This is a genomic window from Rhizobium tumorigenes (genome assembly GCF_003240565.2).
Taxonomy (GTDB): Bacteria; Pseudomonadota; Alphaproteobacteria; order Rhizobiales; family Rhizobiaceae; genus Rhizobium; species Rhizobium tumorigenes.
Genome location: NZ_CP117257.1, coordinates 217,432 through 231,399 on the forward strand (window position 1 = coordinate 217,432; position 13,968 = coordinate 231,399).

At 57.0% G+C, this 13,968-nt stretch carries 13 protein-coding genes and 6 pseudogenes; 11 read left to right on the forward strand and 8 right to left on the reverse strand.

Annotated elements, in window-relative coordinates; translation table 11 throughout:
- Window positions 1-68: 68 nt before the first annotated feature.
- The 3 genes from PR017_RS22510 to PR017_RS22525 are packed head-to-tail and all read left to right on the forward strand — an operon-like array spanning window position 69 to window position 1,696.
- Window positions 69-1,160, forward strand: a complete 1,092-nt coding sequence (locus tag PR017_RS22510; RefSeq protein ID WP_209187069.1) for an IS5 family transposase — start codon at window positions 69-71, stop codon at window positions 1,158-1,160.
- Window positions 1,157-1,405 carry a DUF2188 domain-containing protein gene (locus PR017_RS28560; RefSeq protein WP_374108339.1) on the forward strand — a complete coding sequence of 83 codons (249 nt, stop codon included), beginning with the start codon at window positions 1,157-1,159 and terminating at the stop codon, window positions 1,403-1,405. Before PR017_RS22510 ends, PR017_RS28560 begins: the two co-directional genes overlap by 4 nt.
- Window positions 1,406-1,456: 51 nt before the next feature.
- On the forward strand, window positions 1,457-1,696 hold the full coding sequence (locus PR017_RS22525) for a hypothetical protein (protein WP_164498236.1): 240 nt from the start codon (window positions 1,457-1,459) through the stop codon (window positions 1,694-1,696).
- 190 nt (window positions 1,697-1,886) lie between these two features.
- Here the strand turns inward: PR017_RS22525 and PR017_RS22530 are convergent, their stop codons facing one another.
- Both PR017_RS22530 and tnpC (PR017_RS22535) read right to left on the reverse strand, forming a co-directional pair.
- Entirely contained in the window at window positions 1,887-2,765 is an 879-nt protein-coding gene (locus PR017_RS22530; RefSeq protein ID WP_111219129.1) for a hypothetical protein, read from the reverse strand.
- A 461-nt stretch (window positions 2,766-3,226) separates the two neighbouring features.
- A pseudogene (gene tnpC / locus PR017_RS22535) lies at window positions 3,227-3,861 on the reverse strand (IS66 family transposase); the annotation flags it as partial.
- Window positions 3,862-3,931: 70 nt separating this feature from the next.
- Here tnpC (PR017_RS22535) and PR017_RS22540 point away from each other — a divergent pair.
- The 4 genes and pseudogenes from PR017_RS22540 to PR017_RS22555 form a co-directional block, all read left to right on the forward strand.
- Window positions 3,932-4,315 (forward strand): annotated as a pseudogene (locus PR017_RS22540) (transposase); the annotation flags it as partial.
- Window positions 4,316-4,390: 75 nt separating this feature from the next.
- Window positions 4,391-5,482 carry an IS5 family transposase gene (locus PR017_RS22545; protein ID WP_209187069.1) on the forward strand — a complete coding sequence of 364 codons (1,092 nt, stop codon included), beginning with the start codon at window positions 4,391-4,393 and terminating at the stop codon, window positions 5,480-5,482.
- Window positions 5,483-5,884: 402 nt separating this feature from the next.
- A pseudogene (locus tag PR017_RS22550) lies at window positions 5,885-5,935 on the forward strand (hypothetical protein); the annotation flags it as partial.
- Window positions 5,936-6,048: 113 nt separating this feature from the next.
- A complete protein-coding gene (locus PR017_RS22555; RefSeq protein WP_240539020.1) occupies window positions 6,049-6,273 on the forward strand; it encodes a hypothetical protein in 225 nt (74 codons plus the stop codon).
- A gap of 252 nt (window positions 6,274-6,525) precedes the next feature.
- Here the strand turns inward: PR017_RS22555 and tnpC (PR017_RS22560) are convergent.
- Together tnpC (PR017_RS22560) and tnpB (PR017_RS28565) are read right to left on the reverse strand one after the other, a co-directional pair.
- Window positions 6,526-7,572 (reverse strand): annotated as a pseudogene (gene tnpC / locus PR017_RS22560) (IS66 family transposase); the annotation flags it as partial.
- 61 nt (window positions 7,573-7,633) lie between these two features.
- Entirely contained in the window at window positions 7,634-7,819 is a 186-nt protein-coding gene (tnpB, locus tag PR017_RS28565) for an IS66 family insertion sequence element accessory protein TnpB (protein ID WP_111220951.1), read from the reverse strand.
- An 11-nt stretch (window positions 7,820-7,830) separates the two neighbouring features.
- Between tnpB (PR017_RS28565) and PR017_RS28570 the strand changes: the two genes are divergently transcribed.
- The 4 genes from PR017_RS28570 (at window position 7,831) to PR017_RS22575 (ending at window position 11,131) form a co-directional block, all read left to right on the forward strand.
- The gene (locus PR017_RS28570) at window positions 7,831-8,160 is read left to right on the forward strand and encodes a DUF5372 family protein (RefSeq protein WP_161959338.1); all 330 of its coding nucleotides are present in this window, start codon (window positions 7,831-7,833) and stop codon (window positions 8,158-8,160) included.
- Window positions 8,161-8,283: 123 nt separating this feature from the next.
- Window positions 8,284-8,745 (forward strand): helix-turn-helix domain-containing protein, encoded by a 462-nt coding sequence (locus PR017_RS22565; protein ID WP_111220949.1) that lies wholly within the window; start codon window positions 8,284-8,286, stop codon window positions 8,743-8,745.
- Between the two features lie 26 nt (window positions 8,746-8,771).
- Window positions 8,772-9,035, forward strand: a complete 264-nt coding sequence (locus tag PR017_RS22570; RefSeq protein WP_111220948.1) for a hypothetical protein — start codon at window positions 8,772-8,774, stop codon at window positions 9,033-9,035.
- Window positions 9,032-11,131 (forward strand): recombinase family protein, encoded by a 2,100-nt coding sequence (locus PR017_RS22575; RefSeq protein ID WP_111220947.1) that lies wholly within the window; start codon window positions 9,032-9,034, stop codon window positions 11,129-11,131. The genes PR017_RS22570 and PR017_RS22575 overlap by 4 nt, the downstream gene beginning before the upstream one ends.
- Here the strand turns inward: PR017_RS22575 and tnpB (PR017_RS28575) are convergent.
- From tnpB (PR017_RS28575) to tnpC (PR017_RS22590), 4 genes and pseudogenes are all read right to left on the reverse strand, one after another.
- Window positions 11,039-11,371 carry an IS66 family insertion sequence element accessory protein TnpB gene (gene tnpB / locus PR017_RS28575; protein ID WP_111220946.1) on the reverse strand — a complete coding sequence of 111 codons (333 nt, stop codon included), beginning with the start codon at window positions 11,369-11,371 and terminating at the stop codon, window positions 11,039-11,041. The genes PR017_RS22575 and tnpB (PR017_RS28575) overlap by 93 nt on opposite strands.
- Window positions 11,368-11,643: pseudogene (locus PR017_RS22580) on the reverse strand (IS66-like element accessory protein TnpA); the annotation flags it as partial. The gene tnpB (PR017_RS28575) and the pseudogene PR017_RS22580, both read right to left, overlap by 4 nt.
- A 27-nt stretch (window positions 11,644-11,670) precedes the next feature.
- Window positions 11,671-12,255 (reverse strand): plasmid pRiA4b ORF-3 family protein, encoded by a 585-nt coding sequence (locus PR017_RS22585; protein ID WP_111217016.1) that lies wholly within the window; start codon window positions 12,253-12,255, stop codon window positions 11,671-11,673.
- Window positions 12,255-13,903 (reverse strand): annotated as a pseudogene (tnpC, locus tag PR017_RS22590) (IS66 family transposase). The gene PR017_RS22585 and the pseudogene tnpC (PR017_RS22590) overlap by 1 nt, the downstream one beginning before the upstream one ends.
- Window positions 13,904-13,968 lie beyond the last annotated feature (65 nt).

Consider the following 13,968-nt stretch of genomic DNA (forward strand, 5'->3'; position numbering starts at 1 on the left):
CTAAAAACCTCCCCATTTTCCGCGTTTCATGATTCAATCCGGCCAGTGTGATTTTCTGGGAGCGGATGATGCGTGGGCAACCGGGCTTTTGGGATTTGGATGATCGTTACGAACGGCTGAGTGCCGTCGGCGATCCGCTGGAGAAGCTCAACAGCATCATTCCATGGGCGATATTTGAAAAACCTTTAGCGAAGGCGCTGAAGCGGTCCGACGGATCGAAGGGTGGACGTCCACCATTTCCGTCGGTTCTGATGTTTAAAATCCTGGTGCTGCAAGCGCTTTATAATCTCTCCGACGACCAAGCGGAGTTTGTTATCCAGGACCGGCTGTCGTTTATGCGTTTCCTTGGCCTTTCCCTTTCGCAGAAGGTGCCGGATGCCAAGACGATCTGGCTGTTCCGAGAGAGTTTGGTGCGTGCAGGTGCCATTGATAATCTGTTTGCCCGTTTCGACAAGCATCTCTCACGTTCCGGATATCTGGCCAAAGGCGGGCAGATCGTTGACGCCACGATCATCCAGGCTCCCAAGCAACATAACAGCCAGGACGAGAAAGACGCGATCAAGGCCGGCGAAATCCCTGAGGACTGGAAGGATAAACCCGCCAGGCTGGCCCAGAAGGACCGCGACGCGCGATGGACAGTGAAGTATTCCAAGGCGAAACGGCCAACGGAGACGCCGACGTCGACGACGACTGACCAGCACGATATTGCCATTCCAATGTTTGGTTACAAAAACCATGCAGGCATCGACCGAGCCCATGGCTTTATCCGGGGATGGACGGTGACGAGTGCGAGCGCCCATGACGGAGCCCAGCTTCGAAACGTAGTGACCAAAGACAATACCGCGTCGACGGTCTGGGCCGATACGGCCTATCGCTCCAAGACCAACGAGGAATGGTTGCAGGACAATGGCCTAAAGTCCGACATCCATCAGAAGAAGCCAAAGGGCAAACCCATGCCGGAGGCGATGTCGCGCGCCAACGGCCGTCGTTCGAAGGTCCGCTCCGCCATCGAACATGTCTTTGCGCGGCAGAAGGACAAGATGAAGCTCTTCGTGCGCACCATCGGAATCAGCCGAGCGAGGGTGAAGATCGGCATGGCCAATATCACCTACAACATGCTTCGCTATGTCTGGCTGACTGGAAAACCACGGACCGCATAACGCGCAGCTGGCCGGAAGGCCGAAATGCATGCCGCAGATGCGGCAATCATCACAAAAAATGGGCGATCATCCGCGCGAGTTCATCGCGGAAATACATCCACGGCACCATCTTGCCAACTGCGACCGGTAAATCGAGGTGTCCGATTGCGATCAACCAGCAGAGCGAAGTGGTCATCCACCGTCCCAACGGTCAAATCCGGGACAAGGATTCCTACGGTCGCGACCCGTTCCCGCCACGTGGTTAAAACCTGAGGCCGCCTGGAGTGAGGCGGCCTCTTCATCAAAGGAGAGAAGAAATGCAGTTTGAAGGCGCATTAGTTCGCGAGCAGGGCGTCACATTCGCCATCGTCATTGTTAAGCCGCACGTTCTCAACAGCGGCCCTCAAGCCGATGAGGTTGCTTATAGCTTCCAGCCAGCATTCCCCGGCGTGCCGATTGTTCTCATGGCGCAAAACAGCCGGGGCATCCCGACATATCGTGGTCGACGTGATCTCGTTAATTTTCTGGGCATCCAGGGTCCTCTTCTTGGCAGATGAAGATCCAGACGTACGGCAATCGGTACGGCCGCGGGCGCGGAAAAAATCCGCGCCCGCGAGGGGACAACCTATGGTCGGGCTGCGCCCTCCCAAGTCGGAGGTCTCGCCGCCCGTCAGGACGAAGCATGGAGGGCTGCTGCGCGACATTGAACTTGACTGGTCAGCGACATCGCTGGTGACGCGAGGGGACCTATCCAGCTCTGGAGCTATTGTTTCTCGAGCGATCGGTTGAATAGAGTTCCTGGCGCAAACGTTGATAGCTTTCTGCTAGTCTCTCGCTTACTTTTTCCACCTCGCCCAACTTACCGTCGGATACGATATTGGATGATGTTATGCGTAATACGGCTGCTTCGAGTTCACCTAACTCGGTGTCATTTCGAGTTGCCGGATTGTTCGATGAACGTGTCTCTTGTGATAGAGAATTTTTGAAATCGTGTTCTATGTTCCAATACAAGTCTTCGTGGTTGCCATCACCACTTCGAAGCTCCTCAATACGACTACGATGTACATCTGATAGGAAATTCTGCGCACACACGAGAAATTCGGCGGCACTTCCCTGATCGTCAGAATGGTCAGCTCTGTCAAACAGATGGAGCGCGTGATCAATTAAACGATTTTTATCATTCGCATCGAATAAGTCGAGCTTCTCTTTGAGCAATTGCAGAGCCTCAGCTTGCTTTTGCTGTTCGGGGAGATGGAGTACTTGGTCAACGAGTGTCGTTCTACGCTGTGACGTCTGGAAATCGATGATCGGAGTGACACTCTTGAGCCTTGGCGGCGTCACAGCCTGGTCATCGCGCGGGACCACGTTTTCAAACAGCCTGCTTGCAGACGTCCCGAGACGATTAAGCTTACGTTTAAATTCGCCGGTAGGCCCATCTTTCAGCATTTGCCTCGCTTCACGGCCAGCCTTTTCGAACCTTCCGAGCTCGGCGGCTGTTTTTACTGGATCGGGAGTAACCAGCCTGGAGAATATCTCTGCGACTGAATCTGTGTTCATATTCTTATGGAGTCCGGAACTTTCGCTACTATAGATCTTACCGGGGTTTTCCGCATTCAATCGCTTCATCGTCATATTTCCTTTCGAGCCGCGTCACCGAAAGCACACGTGAACTTTGATTTTAGAGACAGGCATGGTTATCGACCGAAGTACGAATTTCAACCAATTTTGCCTTACAATCGTAAGAGGGATTGAGTGCCGAAGATCGAGAAGGGAAACCTTGGTCAACGGTTGAGGTCGACTATGGTCGACATACGCTTGACGATCAGGACGGGTCTCAATCCTACATTTTAGCTACAGTTGCCCGGATGACAGGACGGTGCCGCAATGACTATCCCCATCGAGACGGCCGCTCTTCGGAGCACGTTTGAGCACGCGGTAATCAATCTCACTTTCAGTGGAGATGAAATTTGCATAATTGATGATAAATAGTATGCGGCGTCCACGCCCCATTGATTTTTCAGTTGCAGCGGCTTGATAGTATTGCCTTTGGGGTCGGATGTGAGCTCACCGACGAGTATCTGACGAGCTCATTGTGAGGACTTGATGCGGGCGGCATAGGCCCAAGGCATTAGGGCATCGATGTCTTTGGCGAGGTGGCCGTTTGCGAGGCGGGTGAAGAGGTCGCACAGATAGGCGTAAGGCTCAATTCCATTCATTTTACATGTGCCGATCAAGCTGGCAAACCGGGCCCAATTTCGGCCCCCTTCATCGTGGCCGGCGAAGAGCGCATTGCGGCGGTTCATGGCCGGGCGACGGATCGCGTTTTCCACCAGGTTGGAGTCAATATCGACATGGCCGTCGTCTAAGAACAATCTGAAGCCGTCTTGCCGCGTCAGCAGTATGCCAAGGCTTTTCCAAGATCTGACTTGCGTGAGACACGTGCAGCCTGAGCCGCGATCCATGTGAAGAACTTGTCCACCAGCGGGAGCGACAACTCCTGTCGGACTGCCCGACGATGTTCGGGCTCATTGCCTCGAATACTGTCTTCGATCTTGTAGAGCGCGGCGATGCGAATGAGCGCCTCATCAACGATGGGTGATCCGCTCTTCGGCGTGGCCTTGATCAGCTTTCTGCGCCCGTGTGCCCAACAGAAAGCCAGTTTCAAGGGATCGCCGCCCACACGCTCCGACGTGGCAAGGTGAGAGTAACCACCGTAGGCGGTGGAGTGGACGCCCCCCGACGGCATCAAATGTGCCATAGTGCGGGTGCTTAGACCTACAAGGAGGACGTCCATGAATGAGATTAGCATCATCGGCCTGGATCTGGCAAAGAACGTGTTCCAGATCCATGGCTCAGGTTCCGACGGGAGCGTCGCTCTTCGTAAGAAGCTGAACCGTGGAAGATTGCTTGAGTTCTTCGCCCAGCTTCCCATCTGTGTTGTCGCAATGGAAGCCTGCGCCAGCGCCCATTATTGGGGACGAGAAATCGGCAAATTCGGTCATGAGATTAGACTGATCAACCCGTCTTACGTGAAGCCCTTCGTCAAACGCCAAAAGAATGATGCCGCCGACGCCGAAGCTATCGCAGAGGCGGCTTCGCGACCGACGATGCGGTTCGTGAGCGTCAAAAGTGCCGAGAAGCAGGCTTCATCCATGGCGTTCAAGGTTCGCGACCTGGACACCTCTAAAAACCTCCCCATTTTCCGCGTTTCATGATTCAATCCGGCCAGTGTGATTTTCTGGGAGCGGATGATGCGTGGGCAACCGGGCTTTTGGGATTTGGATGATCGTTACGAACGGCTGAGTGCCGTCGGCGATCCGCTGGAGAAGCTCAACAGCATCATTCCATGGGCGATATTTGAAAAACCTTTAGCGAAGGCGCTGAAGCGGTCCGACGGATCGAAGGGTGGACGTCCACCATTTCCGTCGGTTCTGATGTTTAAAATCCTGGTGCTGCAAGCGCTTTATAATCTCTCCGACGACCAAGCGGAGTTTGTTATCCAGGACCGGCTGTCGTTTATGCGTTTCCTTGGCCTTTCCCTTTCGCAGAAGGTGCCGGATGCCAAGACGATCTGGCTGTTCCGAGAGAGTTTGGTGCGTGCAGGTGCCATTGATAATCTGTTTGCCCGTTTCGACAAGCATCTCTCACGTTCCGGATATCTGGCCAAAGGCGGGCAGATCGTTGACGCCACGATCATCCAGGCTCCCAAGCAACATAACAGCCAGGACGAGAAAGACGCGATCAAGGCCGGCGAAATCCCTGAGGACTGGAAGGATAAACCCGCCAGGCTGGCCCAGAAGGACCGCGACGCGCGATGGACAGTGAAGTATTCCAAGGCGAAACGGCCAACGGAGACGCCGACGTCGACGACGACTGACCAGCACGATATTGCCATTCCAATGTTTGGTTACAAAAACCATGCAGGCATCGACCGAGCCCATGGCTTTATCCGGGGATGGACGGTGACGAGTGCGAGCGCCCATGACGGAGCCCAGCTTCGAAACGTAGTGACCAAAGACAATACCGCGTCGACGGTCTGGGCCGATACGGCCTATCGCTCCAAGACCAACGAGGAATGGTTGCAGGACAATGGCCTAAAGTCCGACATCCATCAGAAGAAGCCAAAGGGCAAACCCATGCCGGAGGCGATGTCGCGCGCCAACGGCCGTCGTTCGAAGGTCCGCTCCGCCATCGAACATGTCTTTGCGCGGCAGAAGGACAAGATGAAGCTCTTCGTGCGCACCATCGGAATCAGCCGAGCGAGGGTGAAGATCGGCATGGCCAATATCACCTACAACATGCTTCGCTATGTCTGGCTGACTGGAAAACCACGGACCGCATAACGCGCAGCTGGCCGGAAGGCCGAAATGCATGCCGCAGATGCGGCAATCATCACAAAAAATGGGCGATCATCCGCGCGAGTTCATCGCGGAAATACATCCACGGCACCATCTTGCCAACTGCGACCGGTAAATCGAGGTGTCCACCTGTTGGTCCGACAGCGGACGCAGACGATAAATGCGTTACGCGGATATCTTATGGAATATGGCCTGATCATTCCTCAGGGCATCAAGCACATTCCCCTCCCACATGAGCAGATCACAACGAATTCCGATCTGCCTGAGGTTGCGCGGGTACTTTGTAAAGGTTTGTTGGAACAAGTGGTGTTCCTCTCCGAACAGATCGCCGTCCTGGAAAAGGAGCTCCGCACACGCGCCCGGCAGGATGAACTTGCCTCGCGGCTGATGACTATTCCGGGAGTCGGCCCGATTTGCGCCACCGCGATCGAAGCATTGGCACCGGCCGCGGAGACCTTCTCAAGGGGGCGAGATTTTGGAGCATGGATCGGCCTTTGTCGCCTAAACAAAACTCCTCCGGCGGCAAGGACCGTCTCGGCAAAGTTTCCAAGATGGGGCAGCGCGATCTTCGCCGTCTCCTCGTTCTCGGAGCAACGGCGGTTGTCCGCTGGGCAAGACGATACGGAGCGCCTGCCGGTTCATGGTTGGCAAGAATGCTTTTGAAGAAGCCGCCGAAGCTTGTTGCCGTGGCTCTGGCGAATAAATTGGCGCGGACCGCCTGGGCTCTGATGGCTCACGGCGGCGTCTACCAAGCTCCGGCATCCGGTACTGTCTAGGGCAGAACAGAACCGCGAGAGGTCGGGAATGTGGTGAGGTCAACGGAGGATTATGGGCAATCGGTCAGAAGCAGGATCGGAAGAATCATTAGGTCGATGAGTGCCCAGAGCACGCCTAAGCGAATTGGATCTGATCCACGTATTCCATAAGGGCCCGCGACGTGTTGAAGTCGCTTTACGAGGCCGAACACACGTCAGCACCCGACCACATGCCCGTACCGAAGAAAGATTTTGCTTGCATTTACCGGGGCGTCCACACACATCGACCTGGATCGTGCCGTTGAACCCGTCGAGGATTTCAGCGGCATATTCGCCTTTACGCCCAGGCCGATAATGGAACACCACGCCTGATGGCGCAGAGCCATTCCAGCCGCGGTCGTCACGCAGCACGGCCCAGAGATAACCCGTCTTCGTCTTGCCTCGCCCCGGATCAAGAACCGGGGCGGTCGTCTCATCGACATAGAGGCGCGTGCTTTCCCACAGCAGCTGTTTAGCCATATGGTCGACCACCGGCCGGATTTCGCTGCCCGTGCGCCCCATCCAATCGGCCAGGACCGTGCGGTCTATCGGCACTCCGTGTCGTGCCATGACCTCGGCCTGCCGGTTGAGCGGCATATGTTCGGAATGCTTGGAGACGGCAATCTCCGCCAGAAGGGCTTCGGTCGGCCAGCTCCCTTCCAGCAAATGTGCAGGCGCTTTGGCCTGGACAACGCCAGTTCGCCCCTTGGGACATGCGTATTTCGGGCGGATCGTGACGATCACCTCGTAGCGTGCCGGGACCCGGTCGAGCCGTTCCGTCCGATCCTCGCCGATCCGCACCATGTTGCCGCAACCGCAGGGGCAAACGATGCTCTCGGGCTCGATCACGCGCTCGACCCGAGGCAGGTGTTCAGGCAGTGCACGGGCCTTACGCTCCTTGAGAGAAACGGCCTTGTCCGGATCGCCAACCTCTCCAGGATTGATTGCGCTGGCTTCGATCTTCTTCTCGACGGCGGCGATCCGCGCCTGTGTTTCGGCAATCGCCGTTTCAAGGTCTTCCAGTGCCAGTTCCATCTGCCCCGGATCAAGCTTTTCCGATTTCGGCCCGAACTTCGCGCGCCGATATTCATGAACCTGACCCTCGAGTGTCTCGATCAGCTCCTTCAACTCGGCGATGAACACATCCTTTTCGGCCACAACTGCCTGCTCGTGCTGACGTGCTGCACGCTCGACCGACAGCTCGAACTGCATCTGCGCGAAGGCTTTGGCGACCTCTGGTGGAAGGTCCGGAGACAAGCTGAGATCAAAGGATTGCGACATGCCGCTTTATAGCAAAATGGCATCAAAAATCCAAATAAAACAATGCGAGAGCCGCGAGAATTTACCCCGCTGCAGACGGCGCACTCACCCGTTGCGCCATCACCCGTCGCCAGTCCAGACCTTCGAACATGGCCTCATACTGACCCCTGGAAAGACGCATCGTTCCATCCTGAACCTTGGGCCAAGCAAAGCTGCCTTGTTCCAGAATTTTGTACCTTATCCCAGAATGCAGCCACGACCAGCGCAGATCAGCAGCTAGTGCTGGTTACGCATCAGTTTCATCCTCTTTTCGGGCGGCAGCTGCGCTGCGTTGGCAAGCGAAGTAACTTGCAAGGCGACCGGCTGCTGCTGCAGACCGACGATGGCGCCATATGGCCGCTTCCCCCTCAATGGACTGATCTTGTGAGCATCGATCCAGAAGTTGTCGTGAGCAACGGGCGTGCGCTCTTGCTCGTTTCGAACTTGATGGATCTAGCGAGCATGGTGGAACACCTTTGCTGCAGGCTGGCAACGCGGCCGCGCGCGGAGTGTAAGGATAATTATGCCGCACATGTAAAGGGGATTATGCCGCTTGGGGATCTAGAATGAGCAATTATAGCTGTTTTATCGGCCTAAATCCGCGCCACAAGTGTGATCCTATCCTTGATATAACCGAGATATGCGGTATAATTATAATTACATTCATACTCGACCTCATATCCGGAGCCTGCAATGCTCGCGAAGTACGGCGGCAAGCGATCAAAGATGGATGCCCTCATCGACGAGGGCACCTTCAATCCAAATTCCGAGAAGGTGCGCGATCCAAAGTTTCGCGGCAGCGAGTTTTTCGATCCGCACGACGCGGTCCAGGTCAAATACGAGATGCTGCGACGCGTCTCCGTCGACAACGTCTCGGTAACAGACGCTTCCGACGAGTATGGGGTTTCCAGACCGACTTACTATCAGGCCAAGTCAAACTTCGACGCGACGGGGATCGCCGGACTGGTGCCGGCAAAGCCGGGACCCCGTGGACCCCACAAGGTCGACGACGAAGTCCTGGCATTTCTGCAGGCGAGACTGGTCCCGGGCGAACCCGTTCATGCCCGCGATCTCGCCAAGCTGGTTCGCACCGAATTCGATATCGCACTACATCCCCGGACGATCGAGCGGGTGTTAAAAAAAACGATCCGCTAGACGTTACCGTGGGACCGGCATGTTCATTGCCCGACATCGCGGACCAGTACGAGGTACTGCGCGGCGCAGCTCTCGGTGAAGCTCTGCCGCTCAAGGCTCGTAGCGGGCTCATGCTTTTTCTGCGCCGCGGCATGTGGGGATGGGCCCGCACACTGACTGCAGCGGCAAGCCCAGACCAGAGGCAGTTTTACCCATCATCGGCCACCCGACCGGCGCACGGCGAACTCAGCGCCGTCGTTCATGTCCTGGCGACCATCGCCATGAGCATCCATCAACGGAGAGCACCATGAATGTACACCTCAAAGTCCAGCCCCATCACCGTGAACGCAGCGCATACCTCTACGTCCGCCAATCTTCGATGCGGCAAGTCATCGACAATACCGAGAGCGCCATGCGGCAATATGCGCTTCGCGGGCGCGCTATCGCCCTTGGTTGGCGCGAGGAGCAGATTATCGTCATCGATAACGATCAGGGTGAATCCGGCGCATCGGCGGTCTGGCGCGAAGGATTTCAGCGGCTGGTCAGCGATGTCGGTATGGGGCATGCCGGGATCGTCATGGGCCTGGAGGTCTCCCGTCTGGCGCGCAACAATGCCGACTGGCAGCGTCTGCTCGAGATCTGCGCCCTTGCTGACACCCTGATCCTCGACGAGGACGGTGTCTATGACCCGGCAAGTTTCAACGACCGGCTCCTGCTCGGCCTGAAGGGAACAATGAGTGAGGCCGAACTCCATGTGATCAAGGCACGGCTGCGCGGCGGCATCCTCAATAAGGCCCGGCGTGGCGAGTTTCGTTGCCCACTGCCAACCGGCATGGTCTACGATCATTCCGGCAATGTGACCCTTGATCCAGACATCCAGGTCAGAGAGACGATCGCCCATTTCTTCGAGACGTTCTCTCGCGTCGGATCCGCTTCCCAGACCGTCAAGGCCTTTCGTCAGGAAGGCATTCTCTTTCCCTCCCGCTTCCACGACAGCCAGACGGTTTTCCGGCCACTGACGCCTTCGACGGCGATGCGCGTGCTGCACAATCCACGTTACGCCGGAGCTTATGCCTATGGCCGCCGTCGCTATCGGCGAACGATCGATGGCAAAAAGCTCGTGCGCAAACAAGGTAGTGACGACTGGACGGCATGTATTCCAGATGCTCATCCCGGCTACATCAGTTGGGAGCAGCATCAGGAGAACCTGAGGATTCTGAAGTCGAACATCTGCCATAAATGGAACGCGGCGGTCGCATCACCTCCGCGCGAAGGCCCGGCGCTGCTGCAGGGGCGGGCCGTGTGTGGGCAATGCGGCAGGCATTTTCACATGCGCTATGCTGCGCGGCGTGGCCGGCAGGAAGCCTGGTACGTTTGTGATCGCGCCCGTACCAATCGCGGTGAACCCCTATGCCAGGCAATCGCTGCACCTCCCGTCGACGAAGCCATCGGCATGCTGATCGCCGAGCAGATGACGCCGGCGGCCGTCGAACTGGCAATCGAAGTCCGCAAGGAGATCGAAGCGCGACATGAAGAGGCGGACCGGCTGCGCTGTCGCGCGATCGAGCGGGCCCAAACGGAAGCCGATCTCGCCCAGCGCCGTTTCATGCTCGTCGACCCCAATAACCGTCTCGTCGCCGACACGCTCGAAGGCGAATGGAACGGAAAGCTCCGCATCTTGGCTAACGCCCGCGAAGAGCGCGAGCGCAGCCGGGAGCACGATCAATTCATCCTCGATAAGGCCGTACGCGAGCGGTTGATCGCAATGACGGCGGACTTCAAACAGCTCTGGACCAACCCTGAGACCCCCAACCGCGAACGAAAGCGGCTGCTTGCCCACATCATTGAGGACGTCACCCTCCTCAAACTACCCAAGAGAGGCACCACCAAGGCTCATATTCGCTTCAAGGGCGGCAAAACCCAGACGCTCGTCACCATCAGCCCAAGATCTCCCAGCCAGCAGGTCAAGACGAACCCCGACATCATCGTGTTGATCGATAAACTCCTCGATGATCATATCTTTTCCGAGATCGCAGAGATTCTCAACAATCAGGGATACCGTCCCGGCTCGGTGACGCGCCGCGACCAGCGCAACGCCCGCTTCACAACCAAACGCGTCACCTATCTCGTTCGCGAGTACAAGCTGAGATCACGCTATGACCGCCTCCGGGATCGTGGGATGTTGACAAAAAAAGAGGCGGCTGCACACCTCAATATCCATGAGCATACCCTCGCCAGATGGGCTGAACATGGCCTCGTCACCAGCCATGCCTACAACGGACACTATTACCTATACGAGCTTCCAAAGACAGATTTACCGCAAAAGCAATGCAGTCGATGGAACCAACTCGTTGATCGCGTCGCCGCGCTTAACCAGTGCGGAAGCCAGGTCAAAACCTTCAACTGAAGCCAGAAGAGTGATGCAATATGAATTCAAATCGTTATATATTAACACCATTCCGCTGCCATCCCACACCAGGATCTTCAGACAATCTCCGCGCTTCGACCGGAAGATGACCGTAATCCCGGAATGTGGATCGAGCTTCAACTCGGTCTGCACCATCAGAGCCAGCGCCTGATGCCCACAGCGGAAGTCCACCGGACGCGTTGCGATCAGGATCGGCAGTCGTTGGCCCGCGACAATCATGGCGCTCCTCGCACAGCGCGAACCAGAGCGGCGACCCGTTCAACGGGCACGTCGTTCGGAACCCGCATCACAACGTCTGAGCCAATCTCCAACGTCAAAACCTGCACCTTCGGCCCGTCGGAGGCCAGCTTCGGCAGCGGCAACCGATTGACAGGCTCAGGCGCATCCGCAGCGATTGCCAGAGGCACGAATGCCGGCTCGATACCATCGTGCTCCAACGACGTCGTTGTCGCCGCAAACGGCAGCACCAGAATGCCGTCGCGCACTTGACGTGTATGCATTCGCCGAGGACCGCAGGTTCAGCTTTTCTTTCGCGATCGGCGCTTCCATTTTGCAGCTAAGGCCTCGACGTTTTTGCGGAGATTGGCGGCGTCGACATCGCCAGGATCGTAGTGCGCATCGCCCCACCATTCCACTAGTTCGTGGTGACGCTCATGGTTGGTGTCCGCAATGGCCTCGCGGAACTCTTCATAACCCCACGGACCGCCGACATCCTCCGGTGGACATCGTCCGACAACGTCAAGCAGGAAGGGATCGTCGAAGCCGGCGGTCGCCGGTAAAACCTTTTCGATTTTCACGGTGTGCGTCCAGCCGTCGCCGAAGTCATAGAGATACTTGAATGATTTCGCGCCGATATCTTCGATGGCAGCAAGAAGCGTTTCTTTGCGTGCATCGATGGGACCATCAAAGCCGCCATCAGGCACGCCGAACCCGATGTCACGGATCCTGAACTCATACAGATGGCTGTTGGTCCAGCCGAAAGCCTCTTGAAGAACCTCATGAAGCCGGTCAAGCCGAATGCGGAATGGGACGACAACGCGCCGCATCACCAAGGGATCAACGTCATCGAGCGTGATCTTTAAGCGAACGAGAGGACCTGCCATCAGGCCGCCTGCCTCAGTGGCGATGTTGTGGTTTCCCGCCAATTCCAGGGGAGAAGCTCATCAAGACGGCTGACTGGATGGTCGGCGATGCGGGCAAGGACATCGGCAAGCCAGGCCTGTGGGTCAATGCGATTCATTTTCGCGGTGACGATCAGGCTGTACATGGCCGCCGCCCGCTGGCCCCCTCGATCGGAACCGGCAAATAGCCAGGCTTTCCGACCGAGCGCCACACCGCGCAGAGATCGCTCCGCACAATTGTTCGACAGGCAAATGCGCCCGTCGTCGAGGAAACGAATGAAGGATTCCCAGCGGTTCAGCATGTAGTCAAACGCCTTTGCCAAGTCATTGTCGCGCGACAACCTGGCGCGGTGTTCGCGTATCCATATCTCCATGTCGTCGATCAGCGGTTTTGACAACTGCTGGCGGATTACTTTTCTCTCATCGGCCGTACGGCCATTGATATGGCGCTCGATTTCGAACAGTGCGTCGATCCGCTGCACCATGTTCAAGGCGACCGGCGAGATGACGGCGGCATTTTTACCCTGCGCTTTTCGGCGCGCGTTGGCCTCCAAATCGGCTTGCGCAAAGAATGGTCGCCTCGCATGCGCCCAACACGCTGCCTCATGAATCGGGCCCGGACTTCGATCAGGAAGATAGAGCTGGCCATAGCCCGTATAGGCATCCGCCTGAAGGATGCCGCTATAATTGGCCAGATGCGCCTGTGGATGTTCGCCGGCCCGGTCCCGGGAATAATAGAACATCGCCGACGGAGGCGCCGTTCCGCCAAACGGAGCATCGTCCTTGACGTAGCTCCATATCCGACCGGTGACGGTCTTGCCGAGAGCGAGAACCGGCACGGTCGTGTCATCACCGTGGATCCGTTCAGACGCGAACGTATGGCTTTCAATCCGCCTCACAAGCGGGTCAAGGACTTGGCAGCACGCGCCAATCGCGTCTGCTGCTGTCGACAGACTGACTGGCACACCTTCCAGGGCAAAACGTTCGACCTGGCGATTGAGGGGAATGTGCTGGCCGAACTTGTCGCAGAGCAAAGGCTCGGACCCGCCCATCCTCTCGGTATGACATGGAAGGGTGCAGGTGCCTGGCTGATCTTCTCGCAGTCACGGCAGGTGAACTTTTCCCGCACCGTCTGAATGACCTTCCAGCTACGCGGTACGCTCTCCATCGTTTCGGTGATGTCTTCGCCGAGCTTGCGAAGCCGTTCACCGCCACAGCAGCTGCAGGCAACCGGACCAGGCACCACGACACGCTCACGCGGAAGATGTTCCGGGAAAGGCTTCTTGACGGGCCGCTTGCGCGTAAAGCCGGTGACCGCAATCGCAGCAGCTGCAGCAACGGCCATTTCGGCGGCAAGCTCATCTTCAGTCGCCGCCGCTTCGGCGTCCTCAAGCATCAGCTCCATCTGCGCGATCAGCCGCGCTGTCCGTTCCGACTTCTGACCGCGCAGTTCCCGTTGCAGCTTTTCGATATAGACTTTCTGGCGAAGAATGATGGCCTGATCGTCGGCCTCCTTGGCCTTGGCAACAGCCAATTCGGCCAAAGCAGTAGCCCGTTCCGACCGCGCAATCGCTAGCTCTGCTTCCAGGGCTGCAGCATGATCACGGTGATTTCCCGAGCCGGTTTCCATGCTCGAAGTGAATCACAAAACCACTGATTTGTATAGCTTTTCTTGGTGCTGCCGCACGCAATCCC